General features: G+C 63.7%; 19 protein-coding genes. 8 read left to right on the top strand and 11 right to left on the bottom strand.

Going from position 1 to position 19,183, the window contains the following annotated elements; translation table 11 throughout:
• Window positions 1–9 precede the first annotated feature (9 nt).
• The 3 genes from QF092_RS06530 to QF092_RS06520 form a co-directional block, all read right to left on the bottom strand.
• Complete coding sequence (locus QF092_RS06530; protein WP_101920910.1) at window positions 10–336, bottom strand: DUF6280 family protein; 327 nt, start codon at window positions 334–336, stop codon at window positions 10–12.
• 234 nt (window positions 337–570) lie between these two features.
• Complete coding sequence (ygfZ, locus tag QF092_RS06525; RefSeq protein ID WP_281468735.1) at window positions 571–1,347, bottom strand: CAF17-like 4Fe-4S cluster assembly/insertion protein YgfZ; 777 nt, start codon at window positions 1,345–1,347, stop codon at window positions 571–573.
• Between the two features lie 32 nt (window positions 1,348–1,379).
• A complete protein-coding gene (locus QF092_RS06520) occupies window positions 1,380–3,143 on the bottom strand; it encodes an ABC transporter ATP-binding protein (protein ID WP_420026530.1) in 1,764 nt (587 codons plus the stop codon).
• Between the two features lie 176 nt (window positions 3,144–3,319).
• Between QF092_RS06520 and QF092_RS06515 the strand changes: the two genes are divergently transcribed.
• A complete protein-coding gene (locus QF092_RS06515; RefSeq protein WP_281468733.1) occupies window positions 3,320–4,528 on the top strand; it encodes a pyridoxal-phosphate-dependent aminotransferase family protein in 1,209 nt (402 codons plus the stop codon).
• Here the strand turns inward: QF092_RS06515 and copM are convergent.
• Window positions 4,525–4,905 carry a CopM family metallochaperone gene (copM, locus tag QF092_RS06510; protein ID WP_281468731.1) on the bottom strand — a complete coding sequence of 127 codons (381 nt, stop codon included), beginning with the start codon at window positions 4,903–4,905 and terminating at the stop codon, window positions 4,525–4,527. The two genes, QF092_RS06515 and copM, sit on opposite strands and share 4 nt — an antisense overlap.
• Window positions 4,906–5,137: 232 nt before the next feature.
• Between copM and QF092_RS06505 the strand changes: the two genes are divergently transcribed.
• Window positions 5,138–5,935 (top strand): gamma-glutamyl-gamma-aminobutyrate hydrolase family protein, encoded by a 798-nt coding sequence (locus QF092_RS06505; RefSeq protein ID WP_281468730.1) that lies wholly within the window; start codon window positions 5,138–5,140, stop codon window positions 5,933–5,935.
• Here the strand turns inward: QF092_RS06505 and QF092_RS06500 are convergent, their stop codons facing one another.
• A complete protein-coding gene (locus tag QF092_RS06500) occupies window positions 5,936–6,556 on the bottom strand; it encodes a TetR/AcrR family transcriptional regulator (protein WP_281468728.1) in 621 nt (206 codons plus the stop codon).
• 79 nt (window positions 6,557–6,635) lie between these two features.
• Here QF092_RS06500 and QF092_RS06495 point away from each other — a divergent pair, with 79 nt between their 5' ends.
• Both QF092_RS06495 and QF092_RS06490 read left to right on the top strand, forming a co-directional pair.
• Window positions 6,636–7,970 carry an MATE family efflux transporter gene (locus tag QF092_RS06495; protein WP_281468725.1) on the top strand — a complete coding sequence of 445 codons (1,335 nt, stop codon included), beginning with the start codon at window positions 6,636–6,638 and terminating at the stop codon, window positions 7,968–7,970.
• Window positions 7,971–8,011: 41 nt separating this feature from the next.
• On the top strand, window positions 8,012–8,701 hold the full coding sequence (locus tag QF092_RS06490; protein WP_281468723.1) for a D-lyxose/D-mannose family sugar isomerase: 690 nt from the start codon (window positions 8,012–8,014) through the stop codon (window positions 8,699–8,701).
• A gap of 70 nt (window positions 8,702–8,771) precedes the next feature.
• On the opposite strand, the gene QF092_RS06485 is transcribed toward QF092_RS06490, so the two are convergent.
• The 4 genes from QF092_RS06485 to kynU all read right to left on the bottom strand — a co-directional run bounded on the left by QF092_RS06485 (window position 8,772) and on the right by kynU (window position 11,914).
• A complete protein-coding gene (locus QF092_RS06485) occupies window positions 8,772–9,653 on the bottom strand; it encodes a L,D-transpeptidase (protein WP_281468721.1) in 882 nt (293 codons plus the stop codon).
• Between the two features lie 70 nt (window positions 9,654–9,723).
• Window positions 9,724–10,563, bottom strand: coding sequence for a tryptophan 2,3-dioxygenase (gene kynA / locus QF092_RS06480; RefSeq protein WP_281468719.1), 840 nt, complete (start codon window positions 10,561–10,563; stop codon window positions 9,724–9,726).
• Between the two features lie 26 nt (window positions 10,564–10,589).
• Window positions 10,590–10,718 (bottom strand): hypothetical protein, encoded by a 129-nt coding sequence (locus QF092_RS06475; protein WP_281468718.1) that lies wholly within the window; start codon window positions 10,716–10,718, stop codon window positions 10,590–10,592.
• Window positions 10,718–11,914, bottom strand: a complete 1,197-nt coding sequence (gene kynU, locus QF092_RS06470) for a kynureninase (protein ID WP_281468716.1) — start codon at window positions 11,912–11,914, stop codon at window positions 10,718–10,720. The genes QF092_RS06475 and kynU overlap by 1 nt, the downstream gene beginning before the upstream one ends.
• A gap of 161 nt (window positions 11,915–12,075) precedes the next feature.
• Between kynU and QF092_RS06465 the strand changes: the two genes are divergently transcribed.
• The 4 genes from QF092_RS06465 to QF092_RS06450 all read left to right on the top strand — a co-directional run bounded on the left by QF092_RS06465 (window position 12,076) and on the right by QF092_RS06450 (window position 17,205).
• On the top strand, window positions 12,076–12,522 hold the full coding sequence (locus QF092_RS06465) for a methyltransferase family protein (protein WP_281468714.1): 447 nt from the start codon (window positions 12,076–12,078) through the stop codon (window positions 12,520–12,522).
• 126 nt (window positions 12,523–12,648) lie between these two features.
• Complete coding sequence (locus tag QF092_RS06460) at window positions 12,649–14,220, top strand: Re/Si-specific NAD(P)(+) transhydrogenase subunit alpha (protein ID WP_281468712.1); 1,572 nt, start codon at window positions 12,649–12,651, stop codon at window positions 14,218–14,220.
• Between the two features lie 12 nt (window positions 14,221–14,232).
• A complete protein-coding gene (locus QF092_RS06455) occupies window positions 14,233–15,666 on the top strand; it encodes an NAD(P)(+) transhydrogenase (Re/Si-specific) subunit beta (protein ID WP_281468710.1) in 1,434 nt (477 codons plus the stop codon).
• A gap of 255 nt (window positions 15,667–15,921) precedes the next feature.
• Entirely contained in the window at window positions 15,922–17,205 is a 1,284-nt protein-coding gene (locus QF092_RS06450) for a DUF3422 family protein (protein ID WP_281468708.1), read from the top strand.
• A 31-nt stretch (window positions 17,206–17,236) separates the two neighbouring features.
• On the opposite strand, the gene QF092_RS06445 is transcribed toward QF092_RS06450, so the two are convergent.
• Window positions 17,237–18,160, bottom strand: coding sequence for an ABC transporter permease (locus QF092_RS06445; RefSeq protein WP_281468706.1), 924 nt, complete (start codon window positions 18,158–18,160; stop codon window positions 17,237–17,239).
• Window positions 18,153–19,160, bottom strand: a complete 1,008-nt coding sequence (locus QF092_RS06440) for an ABC transporter permease (protein ID WP_281468704.1) — start codon at window positions 19,158–19,160, stop codon at window positions 18,153–18,155. Before QF092_RS06440 ends, QF092_RS06445 begins: the two co-directional genes overlap by 8 nt.
• Window positions 19,161–19,183 lie beyond the last annotated feature (23 nt).

The following is a 19,183-nucleotide window of genomic DNA, read 5'->3' as shown; positions in this document are numbered from 1 at the left end:
GCGCCCTGATCAGGCGGCTTCGGCCTGTTCGGCCTCAAGCGCGTGGCGGCGTTCCGATTCCTCGCGCGACAGCGCGACAGAAGTCCGCACGCCTTTGGCGACGAAATCCATCAGGCCTTTGACGACCCGTTCATTGGGATCGATCCCGGCGCAGGACAGAACTTCGCGCCCATCGCGGGAGCGCGCCCAGCGGGCGATCTGTTCCGGGCCATTCCCGTATTTCTTGTCATCCGCGATCGCATCATCGAGCGCAGCGAGAACCACGGCAGCGAAGAGCTTGCGCGCCCGCTGACCCTGTTCGTAATTGAAGGCGGTGCCATCAACGAAATCGACCATCTCGTCGTTGTCCTGTTCTTGTCTTTTCTGGCGTCCGGCGAATATGACCATTTGGTCACGATTCGGTATTGTCCTTTTAGCAGGTCAGCCATGCATTTGGTGCAAGACTTTCCTGTATCGATACAATATATCGTCGGATCGGCGATAACCTGCCCGCGACATATAGGCAGTGTTTACAATTCTTCAACTTATTTGTGCCTTTTTCCCGTCACGTCACAGTGACGAGGGCAAAGCTCATGCCACATTGTCCGGGGCAAGGGTGATTGTGGCTTCTCCGGCCTGCATCGGGCCTGTCGCGCGGTCGAGCCGGAGATGGGCAAGGGCGTGGTCGCCAGAGCGGGTGAAAAGGGTTCCAGCCTCGCGCCCATCGGCCAAGATCGGGCTGCCGAAAGGGGCGTCGCCCGTGATGCGGACGCGGACAAGGCCTTTGCGCAGTTCGGTCTTGTGCTTCATCCGTGCGGTGACTTCTTGCCCGACATAACAGCCCTTGCGGAAATCGACGCCGTGCAGGCGTTCGAACCCCGCTTCGAGGATATAGCTGTCATCGGGGATCAGTTCGCGGCCCGCATCCGGGATCACATGGGCGACGCGGATCGCGTCCCAGTCGATGGCGGGGTCCGTGCCGGGGGTGGTGGTGTAGAGCCGCCAGCCCAAGGCTGGATGGCGCGGGTCGGGGAAGGCGCCTTCAGGGGCGGGGCCTAGGCCGCGCAGGACGTGCAGGGACGACGGCGCGAGGCGCACATCGGCGCGCAGGCGATACATGTTCAGGCGGCGGAGCGTGGCATCGGCCAGCGCTTCGGGCAGGTCAAGAAGAAGGGTGCCGTCGGGCAGGCGGGCGATCAGGAAATCGGCCAGATATTTGCCCTGCGGGGTGAGGAGGGCGGCCCAGACAAGGCCCGCGCCCGTTTCCAGCGGGCGGACATCGTTGGAGACAAGACCCTGAAGAAAATGCAGCGCATCGGCCCCGTCGAGGGTGACGATCCGGCGATCTGTGGCCTTTTCCCCGTGCATCTGCGGTATCCTTTCGGGGGCCAAGATAAGCGTCAGTCCTTGAACTGCAAGGCGTAGAGGCCGGCGTAGAGGCCGCCTTGGGCGATCAGGTCATCATGGCGGCCCTGTTCGACGACGCGGCCCTTGTCGAGGACGAGGATCTGATCCGCCTCGCGCACGGTAGAGAGGCGGTGGGCGATCACCAGCGTCGTGCGGCCCTTGGCGAGGGAGGCCAGCGCCTCGGCCACCGCGGCCTCGGACCGGCTATCGAGCGCGGAGGTCGCCTCATCCAGAAGAAGGACGGGCGCATCCGCGACGAGGGCGCGGGCGATGGCGATGCGCTGGCGCTGGCCACCCGACAGGGCCGATCCGCGCGGGCCTGCGGGGGCGTCAAGGCCGCCGGGGAGGGTGGAGAGAAGGTCGGCCAGTTGCGCGGCCTGAGTGACGCTGGACAGGCGGTCTTCGGGGATGTCGGGCCGGCCGAGAAGGATGTTTTCGCGCAGGGATTCGTCGAAGAGCGCGGTGTCCTGCGAGACGGTGGCAAAGAGGGCGCGTTGATCGGGAAGCGTGAGGCGGGTGGCGGGGTGGCCGTCAATCAGGATGTCGCCCGCAACGGGTTCGGCAAGGGCCGTGAGCAGGTGGAAAATCGTGGATTTCCCCGCGCCAGAGGGACCGACGATGGCGGTCATCCGGCCAGCGGGCGCGGTGAAAGAAAGGCCGTTCAGAACGGGCACGCCGGGATAGGCGAAATGCACGTCGCGGAATTCGATGCCGGGGCTTTGGGTGGCAGCAGGCAGGGGCTGCGCGTCAGGGCGGCGTTCTTCGGTATCGGTGTCGAGCAGGCGGAAGATGCGTTCGAGGGAGGCGGCGGCGATCTGCCATGTTCCGGCCACTTCGCCCAGACGGCGAATGGGTTGGAAGGTGAGCGTCATGGCTGTGAAGAAGGACATGAATTCGCCGACCGTGCGTTCGCCTTCCGCCACCTCGCGCCCGCCGAGCATGAGGACGGCGAAGAAGCCCAGCCCCGTGACGATGTCGATCATGGCGGGCATGGTCTGGGCCGCGACGATGGATTTGGAATAGGCGCGGTTCAGGGCGCGGACTGTCGTCAGGAAGCGGGTGGATTGGTAGGTTTCAAGACGGTTCAGCTTGATCGCGTTGATGCCGTGGAAAATCTCGTCCAGCCGGGTGGAGCGGGCGGCGGTCGCCTCGCGCAGCTGGACGGATTTGCGGCGCAAATAGCGTTGCAGGACAACGGCGGGCACGATGAGGAGGGGCGCACCGATAAGAGCGGCGAGTGTCCATTGTGGGTCGATGGCGATGGCGACGGCGAAAAGGCCGATGAGGGCGACGATGTCGCGGCCGGCCGAAACGATGACGGTTTGCCAGATGCCTTGGACGGCGGTGGTGTCGCCTTGCACCCGGTCCATTAGCGCGCCGGGGGGATGGTTCTGGAAGAACCCGCCCGACTGGCGCAGGATATGCGCCAGCATATCCACCTGCATGGCCGAGGCGATGCGGACCGAAACAAGGGTGAGGAGAGAGCGCGACACGATGGTGGTGATCGCGCGCAGGACGAAAAGGCCGAGGATGGCAAGGCCCACCCAGAGGATTTCCCCTCCACCATCGGGGCCGAAGACGCGGTCGAACAGCGGTTCGATCATCCAAGAGAGCAGGCCGAGCGTGCTGCCTTCCACCGCCATGACGATGAAGGCCGCGATCATCAGCCAAAGATGCGGGCGCAGATAGCCTTGCCACAGCCTGCGGAACAGGGGGCGCGAGGCATAGGCGGGGTCGCCATCCCCTGTCCGGTCGATTGCATGGGTCTTCTGCGGTTCGGGCAAGCGGCTAAGCCTTTGGCTGCGGGGCCTATGGGTGCCCGTGACTAGCGCGAATGGGGTGGAGCGGCAAGGGTTGGGGGGGGGTGGGGGGGGTGGTTGACCTTCCTTTGCGGCGGGCATAGCCATTGGGCGCTTGCCCCAAGGAGGATGCGATGACCCTGTCGAACGGCCGCCCTTATCTGGCCATTCCCGGCCCTTCGGTGATGCCTGACCGCGTTCTGGCGGCCATGCATCGGGCGGCCCCCAATATCTATGAGGGCAAGCTGCCGGAGATGGTGGAAACGCTGTGGCCCGATCTGCGGCGGGTGGCGGGGACGGCACAGAACGTGGCGCTGTTCATCGCCAATGGGCATGGCGTCTGGGAAGCGGCGAATATGAACCTCTTCTCGCGCGGGGACCGGGCGCTGGTCTTGGCGACGGGGCGGTTCGGCCTGTCCTGGGCCGAGTCTGTGCGGGCGCTGGGGGTAGAGGTGGAGGTGCTGGATTTCGGCAAATCCTCCCCTGTCGATTTCGCGCGGGTGGAGGCGGCGCTGCGGGCGGATAAGGCGCATCGCTTCAAGGCGGTGCTGACGACGCATGTGGATACCGCGAGCACGGTGCGGACGGATGTGGCGCAGTTGCGGTCGGTGATGGATGCGGTGGGGCATCCCGCGCTGCTGGCGGTGGATTGCATCGCGTCCCTGGCTTGTGACGCGTTTCGCATGGATGCATGGGGCGTCGATGTGATGGTGGCGGCCAGCCAGAAGGGGCTGATGGTGCCGCCGGGAATCGGGTTCGTCTGGTTTTCGGAAAAGGCGCGCGAGCGGTGCCGGACATCGGACCTGCGGACGCCCTATTGGGATTGGACCCCGCGCGCGGATGCGGCGGAGTTCTGGCAGTATTGGAACGGCACGGCGCCGACGCATCATCTGTTCGGGTTGCGTGAAAGCCTGACGATGATCTTGGACGAGGAAGGGCTAGAGGCGGTCTGGGCGCGGCATGAGGTGCTGGCGCAGGCAGTCTGGGCGGCGTTCGACTGCTGGGCCGCGGGGAACCCGGAGATCGGGCTGAACGTCGCGGAGCCTGTGCATCGGGGCCGATCGGTCACGGCGGCGCGGTTGGGTGCGCCGCATGCGACGCGGCTGCGGGAATGGACGGAACAGAAGGCGGGCGTGACGTTGGGGATCGGGCTGGGGATGGCGGCATCGACGGACCCCGCCTATCACGGCTTCCTACGGGTGGCACATATGGGGCATGTGAATGCACATATGACGCTGGGCGCACTGGCGGTGATGGAGGCGGGGATGGTCAGCCTTGGCATTCCCTTTGGTGAGGGCGGCCTTGCCGCCGCCGCCGGGGTTGTGGGGCGCGCGGTGGTTTAGCCGCCGTTCTTGGCAAGCCAATCCTGCATCCATTTGATCTCGCCTTCCTGGGCTGCGATGATCTCTTCTGCCAGCTTCTTCACATCGGAGTCGGTGCCGTGGTCGATCACGACGCGCGACATGTCTATGGCCCCCTGATGGTGGGCGATCATGCCACGGATGAAATCGATATCGGCATTGCCGGTGAAGGGGATATCCATGCCCATATGCATGCGGGCATTGGCATCCTTAAAGGCCATGGTGGAGGGGCTGTCGTCCATCATCCCGTGGTCGGCCCCATGCGACATGCCATGGCCGGAATGATCCGCCGTCTGGGCCGCCAAGGGAAGGGCGAAGGTCAGGGAAAGAAGGGCGGCGATGGACAGGTGGCGGGTCATGGATTCCTCGTTTGGTTCAGCTTGTCGAAAGAGTCTGAAAGGTTCCCCCTGCTGGAAGGCAAGACACAGGGACGTGACAGTTTTGCGCGCTGCGCATTCGTCGGGCGGAATGCCCTGCGGCGGGGCCTTTGCACCCCGCCCCTGCATGGGCGCACAGGGCAAAAGGGGCAGGGGCCTTTGCAGGCGCGGCTAGGCGGCCTATCCTGTAGGACGACGGAAGGATGACCACGCCATGACAGCCCAAGGCCGCCGACCTGTTGTCGGGATCATCGGCAACATGAACATGATCAACAACGAATATCCCGTCCATGCCGGTGGCCTTATGAATTCCGAGGCGGTGGCGAAGGTGGCGGGATGCCTGCCGGTGATCATTCCAACGAACCCGGCTTTCGTGTCGGTTGAGGAGTTGCTGGAGTTTTGCGATGGGTTCCTTTTGACCGGGGGGCGCCCGAATGTGCATCCGAGCGAATATGGCGAGGCAGAGACGCCCGCGCATGGCAGTTTCGACCGCTGCCGGGATGCGGTGACGCTGCCCTTGGTGCGGGAGTGCGTCGCGCGGGGACAGCCCTTCCTTGGCATTTGCCGTGGGTTTCAAGAGGTGAATGTGGCGCTGGGCGGCACGCTACACCCCGAGATCCGCGATCTGCCGGGGCGGATGAACCATCGGATGCCGCCTGATGGCACGATGGAAGAGAAGTTCGCCCTGCGCCATTCGGTGCGGTTCACGCCGGGGGGCGTGTTTCATCGGCTGATGGGGGCGGAAGAAGTGATGACCAACACGCTGCACGGGCAGGGGATCGCGCGGGCGGGTCAGGGGATCGTGATTGACGGTCTGGCCCCGGATGGGACGCCCGAGGCGATCTATGTGAAGGATGCGCCGGGGTTTACCCTTTCGGTGCAATGGCATCCGGAATGGAATGCCGCCGCCGATCCGGTGTCGCGGCCGCTGTTCACGGCCTTTGGCAAGGCGGTGGCGGAATTTGCCGCCGCACGGCGGGCGGGGCCTGCAGCTTTGGCACGGCGGGCCTGATCAGCGCGTCACGGTAAGACCGTCGAAGATGGCCGCGAGCGCGGCATGCGCGGCGCTGCGCTGCGCATCCGTGCCGCCATCGCAACCCGCGAGCCAGAGCGCCTGCGCCATCACCGCACCGTTCAGCAGATGCGCTGCTGCGACGGGGTCAAGCGGGCGGATACGCCCCGCCGCTATAAGGGCTGCAAGTTCTTCGACGATGGTGGCAAAGCCGCTTTCCATCAGGATATCCATCGCGCGGGCCCCCATGACGGCAGGCGCATCGCGAAAGAGGATGCGCGCATTGGCGGGTTGCAGCGCGAGGTCGAGATAAGCGTGATAACAGGCGGTGAGGCCGTGCCACGGGTCGCCTGCGGCGTCGTAGATGCGGTCAAGTTCATCCCCGATTTCGGCATCGACGGCACGGAAGACGGCCTCGAACAGCCCGGCCTTGTTCTGAAAATGGTGATGCAATGCGCCACGGGTCACGCCTGCCTCGGCGGCCAATGCATCGAGCGAGACATGGGCGAACCCTTGGGTGGCAAAGGACTGCCGCGCGGTGGCGAGCAGGCGCGCGGCGGTCTGTTCTGCGGCCTCGGCTCGGCCCTGTGGGCGAAGGGTGGGTTGTGCTGAGATTGACATACGGTCCGTATGTGAGTTAGGGGTTTCACATACGAACCGTATGTGAAACGGAAGGGCGCGGCAAGTGCAAGGGCAGGGGTTGATCGGAGCGATCTGGCGGGAAGTGCCGGGGATCGTGGGTCTGGCGCTGCCGATCGTGATGGGGTTGGCGGCATCGACGCTGATCGGGGTGACGGATTCGGTGATGCTGGCGCCTTTGGGGCCGGTTCCACTGGCGGCGGTCGGGCTGACCGGGGCGGTGGCGGTGCTGTTCTATGCGGCGATCTATGGCCTGTTGTCGGCGCTGTCGGTGCGGATTGGGGCCGCTTGGGGCGCGGGTGCGGGGCTGGCGATACCGGGTATCCTGCGGTCTGGGCTGGCCTTGGGCGCGTTGGTGGGGGTGGGTTCGGCGGTGCTTATGGCGGCGCTGTGGCCATTGCTGCCGCTGTTGCGCCAGCCAGAAGAGGTTGTGGGGGCGATGCGGGCCTATTGGTTCTGGATCTGTGCCTTCCTGATCCCCTTTGCGGTGCTGACTGTCTTCAAGTCGGCTTTCGAGGCGGTGGATCGCCCTTGGCTGGGGACGGCCTTTGCCTTTCTCGGCGTCGTGATCAACGTGCCACTGAACTATGCGCTGATCTGGGGGATCGGTCCTCTGCCGCAATTGGGGCTGACGGGGGCAGGGCTTGCCTCGTTCCTTGCCGAGACGCTGGCCTTGCTGGCGGCCTATCTCTGGTGGCGCCTTGCCCCGTCGATGCGGCGGTTGCGGCTGCGGCGGCAGGTGGCGCTGCGCGACATGGGGGTGACGTTCCGTGAGGGCGCGCCACTTGGGGCGATGTATGTGGTGGAAACCGCGTCGGTCAGCGTGGCGACGCTGATGATCGGGGCCTTTGGCACGGTGGCCTTGGCGGGAAATCAGGTGGCGCAGGCGGTGGGCGGGGTTCTTTATATGCTGCCGCTTGGCGTAGCGGGCGCGGTGGCGATCCGTGTGGCGCAGGAACGGGGGGCGGCGAATATGGGCGCGCTTCGCCCCATTGCGCTGGCCGCTGTGGTGGTGGCGGGGGTCTGGCTGGTTGCAGCGGCAGTGGCGTTGGCGTTGGAAGGGGAGGCGATTGCACGGCTGGTGACCGACGACCCTGAGGTGGTGGCGGTGGCGGCGGCGATCTTTCTGGTCTTTGCGCCGATGCAGATCAGCGACGCGGTGCAATCGGCGATGCTGGGGTCGCTGCGGGGGCTGTCTGATACTGCTTGGCCTGCGGTGGTGTCGGCCATTGCCTATTGGCCCGTGGCCCTGCCGCTTGGCTATGCCTTGGCGCATTGGGGCGGTATGGGGCCTTCGGGCATCTGGGCGGGCTATATCCTTGCGCTGGCTGCGGCCGGGGTGGCGCTGACGTTGCGGTTCTGGCGCAGAACGGCCTTGTTGGGGGATGGGGCATAGGTCTAGATGGTGGAAACGGTTTCACGTCGGGAGGGGCTGGGATGAAACGGTCACGCATCAACGAGATCATGGCAGCGGCGGATGACATGATCCGCCATTATGGGTTCGTCCTGCCTCCCTTCGCTTATTGGTCGCCGGACGAATTCAAGGCGCGGAAAGACAGCGCGGGGGCGATCATCCAGGCCCGGATGGGGTGGGACATCACCGATTACGGGCAGGGGGCATTTGATGAGTTGGGGCTGTTCCTGTTCACGCTGCGGAACGGGCGGCTGGCCGATCTGCAGCGTGGCGGTGGCATGTGCTATGCTGAAAAGCTGTTGATCTCGCGGGCGGATCAGCATTCGCCCTGCCATACCCATGTGGTCAAGGCTGAGGATATCATCAACCGCGGCGGGGCCAAGTTGGCCGTGCGGTTGAACGGGTCGAACCCGGATGGGAGCTTTTCCGAAACCCAAGGTGGTGTGGTGCATTGCGACGGGGTGCCGCGGCCGTTCACAGGGGGCGAGGTCATCCTTTTGTCGCCGGGGGAAAGCGTGACGCTGATGCCGGGGGATTGGCACGCCTTCTGGGGTGAGGGCGGCGATGTGCTGATCGGCGAGGTGTCGACGGTGAATGACGACGTCACCGACAATGTCTTTGTTTCCAAGAAGATCGGGCGGTTTTCCGAAATCGAAGAGGATGTTGCGCCAAAGCATCTTTTGGTGTCGGATTACGATCGCTGGCTGGCCTGAGGGCAGGCCGAGAATGGAAAAAGGGCCGCTGCGGGGTGCCGCAGCGGCCCTTTGCTTTGCGGCGGTTGCGTCAGCCGTTTGTCGTTGTGGTCGTTGTCGTGGACGGCGCGGTGGTGCTGGGCGTGGTGGCCGCCGGGGCCTGAAGCGCGGGTGGCACGCCTTGCAGCAGCGGGTTGAAGCTGGGCATGGCGGCGGGCACGACAACGGGGGCGGGTTCCACCTTTTTCACCGGCGTGGGCGGCGGCAGGATCAGGCGGGTGGGGTATTCGCCATCGCGCGTCAGCACGACAACCTTTTCGCCACCCTGAAGGCGGTTGTAGAGGTCGATCACATCCTGATTGATCATACGGATGCAGCCCGATGAGGCATTCCGCCCGATCGACCGCCATTCCGGCGTGCCGTGGATGCGGTAGCCGTAATCCACGCCGTTCGTTGTCAGGTAGATGGCGCGGGCGCCAAGCGGGTTGGTCGGACCTCCCGGCTGGCCTTTTTCCCATTTCGCCAGTTTCGGGTCGCGGGCGATCATTTCCTTTGGCGGGGTCCAAGTCGGCCAGGGTTTCTTTTCGTTGACGATGGCGGTGCCGGCCCATTCAAAGCCCGCACGTCCGACCGAGATGCCATAGCGGATCGCCTGGTTCTTGCCCGTCACGTAATGCAGCACGCGCTGGGATGGGTTTATGATGATGGTTCCCGGTGCCTCGGCTGTTTCGAAATAGACGGACTGGCGGCGGAACTGTTGGGGGATTTCCTCGACCGGCAGGGCGGGGATGTCGATATTGGCATCCTTGGTAGCCAGATAGGCCCCTTCGACAAGCTTCGGTTCGCCCGGCTTGACGTTGGACATTGTTGTCCCGCCTTCGTGGACGCAGGCGGAAAGAATGGTGGCAAGGGCAAGGGCGGCAAAGGTCTTGAAAACGGCAGGGAAGGGGGCGCGCATAAATCGGTGGTCCATCGGTAAGGCAGGCAGAGCAGGGCCTGCGGAAGGCAACATTCTAACCGCCGCAGGCCCAAGCGTCAAAGCGTCAAAGGGTCGTCCGGACCTGCCAAAGCTCGGGGAATAGTTGGACTTCGAGCATCCGTCGCAGATAGGACACACCTGACGTGCCGCCCGTGCCGCGCTTGAACCCGATAACCCGTTCGACAGTGGTGACGTGATTGAAACGCCAGCGGCGGAAGTAATCTTCGAAATCCACCAGTTTCTCGGCCAGTTCATAGGCTTGCCAATGGCGGGCGGGGTCGCGGTAGACGGTTTCCCACATCGCGCGGACATCGTCATTGGTAGACCATGATTGCGCCCAGTCACGTGTCAGGATGGCCGAGGGCACGGGCAGGCCGAGCCGGGCGACATGGGCCAAGGCCGCGTCATAAAGCGAGGGGCGGGCCAATTCCGCCACGAGCCGCGCGAGGATATCGGGTCGGTGGGCATGGGGGCGCAGCATGGCGGGGTTGCGGTTGCCCACAGCGAATTCGATGAGGCGGTATTGCCAGCTTTGGAAGCCCGAGGACTGGCCGAGATCATCGCGAAAGCGGGAATAATCCGACGGCGTCATGGTGCGCAGCACGTCCCATGCGGAGTTGAGCTGTTCGAAAATGCGGGCCACGCGGGCAAGCATCTTGAAGGCCTCGGGGGCGCGGTCGGCATCAAGGCAGCGGCGGGCGGCGTCGAGTTCGTGGAGTGCAAGGCGCATCCACAGCTCGGACGTTTGGTGCTGGATGATGAACAGGAGTTCGTCATGCGCATCGGTCATGCAGTGTTGTGCGTCGAGGATGCGGTCGATCTGGAGGTAATCGCCGTAGGACATGCGCCCGTCAAAAGACATTTGCGCGCCATCTCGGGCGGGGTCGAAGGGGGTTTGGGTCATCGTCTTTCTCCTTGGAATATTGTGGATCAGGGAGCGAGACGGGCCTTTCCATTCTGGACCGAGAGGTTGCCGATGCGCCGCCACAGCGCGATCCACCCTGCCGGGCGGCAGAGCGGATGGCGCGAGGAACGCTGGCGGGCGGCGGGAAGAGGCATCAGGTGACCTTGGCGCGTGTCTTGAATTCGGGCCGGTCCCAAGCGCGGGTGGCCATGATGCGAGACAGGATATCGACGGCGCGATCCACTTCGTCAAACCCGATATAGAGCGGGGTGAAGCCAAAGCGCAGGATATCAGGCGCGCGGAAATCGCCGATCACGCCTTCGGCGATGAGGGCTTGCATGATGGCATAGCCTTCGGGGTGGCGGAAACTGACCTGCGAGCCACGCTGGGCGTGATCGCGCGGCGTGGCGAGGGTGAGGTCGGGGCAGGTGCCTTCAACCCCGGCGATGAAGCGGTCAGTGAGGGCGAGGGAGCGGGTGCGGAGGTCGGCCATATCGACCTGATCCCAGATGTCCATCGCCGCTTCGAGTGCGGCGAGTTGCAGGACGGGGGGCGTGCCCACGCGCATCCGTTCGATCCCGCGACCGGGGCGATAGGCAAGGTCGAAGGCGAAGGGGGATTCGTGGCCAAGCCAGCCCGACAGCGCGGGGCGGACGGTGTCGGCATGGCGCGGGGCGACATAGATAAAAGCCGGGCCGCCGGGGCCGGAATTGAGGTATTTATAGGTGCATCCCACCGCGAAATCGGCCCCGACCCCCGCCAGATCGACGGGCAGGGCACCTGCGGAATGCGCAAGATCCCAGATCGTGAGCGCGCCCATGGCATGGGCCTTGGCGGTGATGGCGGCCATGTCATGGCGTCGGCCCGTGCGATAATCGACTTCAGTGATCATGGTGACGGCGACGGTGTCGTCGATGGCATCCATCACCTCTTCCGGGGCGACGGTGCGCAGGGAATAGCCATTCCCAAGCGTGCGGACGAGGCCGTCAGCCATGTAGAGATCGGAGGGGAAGTTGCCCGTATCAGACAGGATCACCCGCCGCGTCGGGTTGAGTTCGAGGGCAGAGGCGAGGGCCTGATAGACCTTGATCGACAGCGTGTCGCCCATCACCACCGTGCCGGGTTCACCCCCGATCAGGCGGGCGATGCGATCCCCGATGCGGGCGGGTTGATCCATCCAGCCCGCTTTGTTCCAGCCGGTGATGAGCATCTGGCCCCATTCTTCGGTCACTGTGCGCGCCACGCGTGCAGCGGCAGCCTTGGGCAGGGGGCCAAGGGAATTGCCGTCCAGATAGATGACCCCTTCGGGCAGATCGAAGGCGGCACGGGTGGCGGTGAAGTCGGTTGTCATGGCGGTCTCCGTTCGTCAGTCCCTTCCATGCCTGCTTCGGCGGGCAGGCACAACAGGGCGTGGGCCTGCCTCGCCGCGCATGGCATCTTGCCAATCGCGCCTGCACGCGAAAGAAAGAACGCCCCGAACGACTAGGGCCAAAGCGGAAAGGGGAAACGCGGGTGCCGAAATTCGTCGATCTGCCGCCTGTCTGGTTGCTGGCTTTTATTGGGGCCGTCTGGACGCTGGGCCATGCGCTGCCTTTGCCGCTGTTCGGGGCGCTGGGCGATGCTGTGGGGGCGGGTCTTGCCTTTGTGGGGGGCGGACTTTTTGCCACGGCGATCTGGGAGATGGGGCGAGCGCGGACGACAGTGATCCCCCATCGCGCAGCATCTGCCCTTGTGACGGGTGGGATATTCCGGCTGACGCGCAATCCGATCTATCTGGGCGATGTGGCCTTTTTGCTGGCCGCGATCCTATGGCTGGACGTGCCGCTTGCCCTGCCGCTTGTGCCGGTTTTTATGCGGGTGATCCGGGTCCGGTTCATCGAAGGGGAAGAGGCACGTCTACGCGCGAGCTTTGGCGCGGCCTTTGATGATTGGGCGGCGCGTGTGCGGCGCTGGCTTTAGTCACGCCGTTTCGAGAAAGGGTCGAAAAGATGTTCGATAGGGATTTGAAATATTCTTGCGCAGTGATAAGTGCGCGGTCTGAGAGAGCGAAGTGCTGCACCCGCAGCGTAAACCGGGGGAAATAGCGTGAAGATCGGGGCACCGAGAGAGATTTTCGAAGGCGAGAACCGCGTGGCGATGACGCCCGATTCGGTTCAGGCCTTGGCCAAGCTGGGCCATTCAAGCGTGATTGAGGCAGGCGCAGGCGCAAGGGCGGGCTTTTCGGACGATGCCTATCGCGCGGCAGGGGCCGAGGTTCTGGCCGATGCGAAGGCCGTTTTTGAGGCTGCCGATGTGGTCGTCAAAGTGCGCGGGCCGGAGGCTTCGGAAGCGGCAATGCTGAAGAAGGGGCAGACGCTCATCTCTTTCTTCTGGCCCGCGCAGAATGAGGCGCTCTTGAAGCAGGTGGCCGATGCCGGGGCGACGGTGGTTGCCATGGACATGGTGCCGCGGATTTCCCGTGCCCAGAAGATGGATGCGCTGTCGTCGATGGCCAATATCGCGGGTTACCGCGCGGTGATCGAGGCGGGGAACAATTTTGGCCGCTTCTTCACCGGGCAGGTGACGGCAGCGGGCAAGGTGCCGCCGGCCAAGGTTCTGATCGTGGGGGCGGGTGTTGCCGGGCTTGCCGCCATCGGGACCAGTGTGTCCTTGGGGGCCATCGTCAACGCCTTTGACGTGCGGCCCGAAGTGGCCGAGCAGATCGAATCGATGGGGGCGAATTTCGTCTTCCTTGAGTTCGAGCAGACGCAGGATGGGGCGGCGACGGGTGGCTATGCGGCCCCGTCTTCCCCGGAATTCCGTGAAAAGCAGCTGGCCAAGTTCCGCGAACTTGCGCCCGATATGGACATCGTCATCACCACCGCCCTGATCCCCGGCAGGCCTGCGCCGAAGCTGTGGACCGAGGATATGGTCAAGATGATGAAGCCGGGGTCGGTTATCGTCGACCTTGCGGCGGAACGGGGTGGCAACTGCGATCTGACGGTGCCTGACCAGAAGATCGTGACCGATAATGGTGTCACCATCGTCGGTTACACCGATTTCCCCAGCCGGATGGCGGCGCAGGCTTCGACGCTTTATGCGACGAACATTCGTCACATGCTGACGGACCTGACGCCCAAGAAGGACGGCGTCATCCACCACAACATGGAGGATGACGTGATCCGCGGCGCGACCGTGGCGCATGAGGGTGCGGTGACCTATCCGCCACCGCCGCCCAAGATCGCGGCCATCGCGGCAGCCAAGCCCAAGGAAAAGGCCAAGGAACTGACCCCCGAAGAGAAACGGGCGCAGGAAATGGCGGCCTTCAAAAAGCAGACCCGCGATCAGGTGGCGATGCTGGTGATCGGCGGCGGTCTGATCCTGCTTGCGGGGCTTTATGCGCCTGCCTCGTTCATGTCGCACTTCATCGTCTTCGTGCTGTCGGTCTATGTGGGCGTTCAGGTGATCTGGAACGTGTCGCATTCCTTGCACACGCCGCTGATGGCGGTGACCAACGCGATCTCGTCGATCATCATCCTTGGCGCGTTGATGCAGATCGGGTCGGGCAACTGGCTGGTCGTCATCCTTGCGGCGCTGTCGGTCTTCATGGCGGGGATCAACATATTCGGTGGCTTCATGGTCACCCGGCGCATGCTCGCCATGTTCCAGAAGTCGTAAGGAGCGCGCGGAATGGAATACGGATTTACGACCGCGGCTTATGTCGTTGCTGCGGTGCTTTTCATCCAGTCGCTTGGCGGCTTGTCGGGGCAGGAAAGCGCCAAGCGCGCGGTGTGGTATGGCATTGTCGGCATGGCGCTGGCGGTGGCGGCGACGCTTTATGGCCCCGGTGCGGGCAACTGGCTGATTTCTCTGGTCATGGTGGCCGTGGGCGGCGTGATCGGCTGGTATGTGGCGCAGCGGGTGCAGATGACCGAGATGCCGCAGCTTGTGGCGGCGATGCACTCTCTCGTCGGTTTGGCGGCGGTGTTCATCGGGTTCAACACCCATATCGAACTGACCGCGATTGCCGGGATGGACGATGCGGCGCGCGAGGCGCTGACGGGCTTTGCCGCAAAGATCGCCGAGAAGACGGCGGTCGAGGTGGCCATTCTGCGGGTGGAGACCTTCCTTGGTGTCTTCATCGGGGCGGTGACCTTTACCGGGTCGGTGATTGCCTTTGGCAAGCTGGCAGGCAAGGTGGACGGGAAGGCCAAGAAGCTGCCCGGTGGGCATGTGCTGAATGCGGGCGCGGCGATCATCTCGCTGGTGTTGCTGTTCGTTTACTTGCAGTCGGGGTCGACGCTGGCGCTTTTGGTGATGACGCTGGCCGCGCTGTTCATTGGCTATCACCTGATCATGGGGATCGGCGGGGCGGATATGCCGGTCGTTGTGTCGATGCTGAACAGCTATTCCGGCTGGGCGGCGGCGGCGATCGGCTTCTCGCTGTCCAACGACCTGCTGATCGTTGTTGGCGCGTTGGTCGGTTCTTCGGGTGCGATCCTGTCCTACATCATGTGTAAGGCGATGAACCGGTCTTTCATCAGCGTGATCCTTGGCGGTTTCGGTGGCACCACTGGGCCGGCGATGGAGGTCACCGGTGAGCAGATCGCCATCGACGCCGATGGCGTGGCGGCGGCGCTGAATGATGCGGATAGCGTCATCATCATTCCGGGTTACGGCATGGCGGTGGCGCAGGCGCAGCAGTCGGTGTCGGAACTGACGCGTAAGCTGCGGGCGAAGGGCAAGAATGTGCGTTTTGCCATTCACCCCGTGGCGGGCCGTCTGCCGGGGCATATGAACGTGCTTCTGGCAGAGGCGAAGGTGCCCTATGACATCGTGCTGGAGATGGACGAGATCAACGAGGACTTCCCCGAGACGGACGTCGCCATCGTGATCGGGTCGAATGACATCGTGAACCCGGCAGCACAGGAAGACCCCAACAGCCCCATCGCCGGGATGCCGGTGCTGGAATGCTGGAAGGCCAAGCAGGTCTTCGTGTCCAAGCGGGGCCAAGGGACGGGCTATTCGGGGATCGAGAACCCGCTGTTCTACAAAGAGAACACGCGGATGTTCTATGGTGACGCGAAGAAGTCCATCGATGCGCTGCTGCCGATGATCGACTGACCGGAGAGGTGGGCGGGATCGCCCATCCTATGGTCAGGCGTGGTGTAGGATAGGCAGGTCTGCCCTTCACGGAAGGCCCCGGTCCCAGGACCGGGGCCTTTTTCTTTGCCGCCAAATCTGATCCGCAAGGGCCTTGAGGCGCATAAGGCGCGGGCTTTTCTGCAACATAAGCCTTGCATACCCTTGTATTCCTGCAATTTGCTGGAAGCGGGCCGTGCTGCGGCCTACCTCGCGGGAAAGACATGCAGGACCACCATGCCCACGATCCCCGACCATCCGCTTCGCTATGCCCTTGTGAACGAGCTGCACGCGCGGCCTTTCCCGTCGCTCGACGTGCCGAGCCATGCGGTCTATGTGGCCTTCAAGGAACCCGTCGATGCGGCGAACCGGGATCGCAGCAAGGATCGGGAGCATCTTCTTGGGCTGCTGGACCGTCATGCCTCGGCCCATCCGCAGCCTGAGGCCACGCATTTTTCGGGGCCAATCGGGCGGCATGACCTGAAATGGGAAAGCCATACTGAATTCGTGACCTATTCGGCCTTCGGGCCGGGCCTTTCAAAGCGGGCCTTTGACCCGGCGGAGGCGGAGGTTTTCCCCGAATCCTGGCTGGCCGCCGCACCGGGTAAGCGGATTTGCTCTGTCCTGATCCGGGTGGAAGAGATGCCCGCCGATGATGACGCGGTGATGGCCAAGCTGGAGGAATGGTTCGTTCCCGAAAGCCTTGCCGTCAGCCGCGTGGTGGATGGCGCGGCCATCGTGGCAGGGGATTTCCGGATCGATCCGGCGGGGCATATGCGCTTTGCCGTCTTTGTGCGCCCCGGCACGGGCAGCCGCCGCGTGGGGCGGATCGTGCAACGGCTCTGCGAGGTGGAAACCTATCGGTCGATGTCGATGCTGGGGTTGATGCGGTCGCGGCAATTGACGGGGCGGCTGAATGCGCTGGATCCCAAGCTGATGGCGCTTGTTTCGGCGTTGGATACATCGGAGCGATCACCCGAGGCGGCGCTGCATGAATTGCTGGCAATCTCGGCGGAATTGGAAAGTCTGGCTGTGCAGTTCTCGTTCCGCTTTGGAGCGACGGCGGCCTATGAGGCCATCGTCAACCAGCGGATCGAGGTGATGCGCGAGCAGCGCATTCAGGGCCGGCAGACTTTTGGCGAGTTCATGATGCGCCGCTATGATCCCGCGATGCGGACGGTGAAATCTGCCGAGGCGCGGCTGAAGAGCATGGCGGAACGGGCGCAGCGGGCGGCGGAATTGTTGCGGACGCGGGTGGATGTGGAACGCAGCGCGCAGAACCAGAAGCTTTTGGAAAGCATGGATAAGCGGGCCGATCTGCAATTGCGGCTGCAACGCACGGTGGAAGGTCTGTCGACGGTGGCGATCAGCTATTATGCCGTGAACCTTGCGGCCTATGCGCTGGAACCCCTCGCGCATCGGGTGCATCTGTCGCATGGCGCCTTGATGGCGATCCTGACGCCCGTTGTCCTGCTGGGGGTGTGGTTGATGGTGCGGCGGATCCGGAACCACTTTGACTAGGTAGGATGGGCGGTTTCGCCCATCTTACCGATCAGCGCCCCCGGATACGGGGGTCCAGCGCATCGCGCAGCCCGTCGCCAATGTAATTCACCGACAGAACGGTCAGCGAGATCGCAAGGCCGGGCCAGACCACCCGTTCCGGGTAGGTGCGAATTTCGGCGATCCCGTCATAGAGCAGTCGTCCCCAAGTCGGGAAATCGGGCGGGAAGCCGAGGCCGAGGAAGGACAGCACGGATTCCGTGATGATCGCCGCCGCGATTCCAAGCGTGGCTGCGACGAGAACGGGCGACAGCACGTTGGGCAGGATATGCCGCGTGATGATCCGGCGAGAGGGCGTGCCGATGGACCGGGCGGCCAGCACGAATTCTCGTTCCTTGAGCGCCAGAACCTCACCCCGCACGACACGAGCCGCCTGCATCCAGCTGGTCAGGCCAATCGCCATGACGATCAGAAGGAAAGTGCCAAGCCGCGGACCGAGCACGCCTGCGATCGGGTCACGGAAGAGGAAAATCATCACAAGGAGAAGGGGCAGCAGCGGCAGGGCGAGGAAGAGGTCGGTCAGGCGCATCAAAAGCCCGTCGATGCGGCGGAAATAGCCCGCCAGCACGCCCACGGTCGTGCCGATGAAGATGGCGACAAGCATGGCGACCATGCCCACGGCAAGCGAGATGCGCCCGCCGAACATCATGCGGGCCAGCATGTCGCGGCCCAATTGATCGGTCCCGAGGGGATGGGCAAAGGAAGGCCCCTGATTGCGCATCTTGAACATCTTCACCGTGTCGCTTTCGATGAAGTTCGGATCGATCCGCCACACAAGGGGGCCAAGCAGGCAGAGCGTGGCCAGCGTTCCCAGCATCACGAGGGCAGTCATCGCCCCCTTGTGCTTGCGGAATTGCGCCCAGACATCGGCCCAAGGACCGCGGACCTTTTCGATCTTGAGGGTCGTGTCAGTCATAGCGGATCCGCGGGTCAAGGATGCCGTAAAGGATATCGGCGATCAGGTTGAACATCACGATGAGCACCGCGAAGATGAAGGTCACGGTCTGCACCGTGGGCAGGTCCGAGACGTTGATGGCCCCGATCAGGAGCGCCCCAATGCCGTTGATCTTGAAGATCTGCTCGGTCACGATGGCACCGCCAAAAACGGTGGGCAGGCCGAGGGCGATCACCGTCACGACGGGGATCAGTGAGTTGCGCAGGACGTGTTTCAGCACGACCTTGCCTTCGCCCATCCCCTTGGCCCGTGCGGTGCGGACGTAATCCTGACCGAGGTTTTCAAGGACGGAGGAACGGGTGTAGCGGCTGATTTCGGCCGCGTTGAAAAGGGCCAGCACCATCACGGGCAGGGCCATCTGGGACAGCATACGCTTGAGGCTTTCCCAATCCGTGACTTCCAGATTGGTGTCATAGATCGTCGGGAACCAGCCCAAATTGACGGCGAAGATCAGGATCAGAAGGTTGCCCGTAAAGAAGGTCGGTACGGAAAAGCCTGCCATGGCAAAGAAGGTGCCGGCCTGATCGAACCATGAATATTGGCGATAGGCGGAATAGATGCCGATGGGCAGGGCGATCAGCACACCGATCAGATAGGCGGTGCCGACGACTGTCAGCGTCTGGGGCAGGCGTTCGCCGATGATCGACATCACCGGAACCTTGGACTGCCAGCTGATGATGCGCTGGGCACCTTGCGCGAAGTCGGTGCCGAACAGGGCGTCGATCCCGTAAAGCGGTTCGATCCAGAAAAACTGTTTCAGCCAGAGGAGATAGCGCACCATGACGGGCTGATCCGCGCCCATGGCGGCGAGCATTTTCTGGCGCACCTCAGGGGGCACGGTGAGGGGAACGTCCGACAGAGGGCTGCCGGGGGCGAGGTCGACCAGAAGAAAGATCACGAGGCTGATCAGAAGCAGCGTCGGGATCGCGGTCAGCAGTCGCCGGAGCGTGAATGTCAGCATGGACGTCCCAAGGATACGGGGAA

Source organism: Fuscovulum ytuae (genome assembly GCF_029953595.1).
GTDB classification, from domain to species: domain Bacteria; phylum Pseudomonadota; class Alphaproteobacteria; order Rhodobacterales; family Rhodobacteraceae; genus Paragemmobacter; species Paragemmobacter ytuae.
Note: the sequence above shows the minus strand (reverse complement) of the source record. Positions and strands in the feature narration are given on the sequence as shown.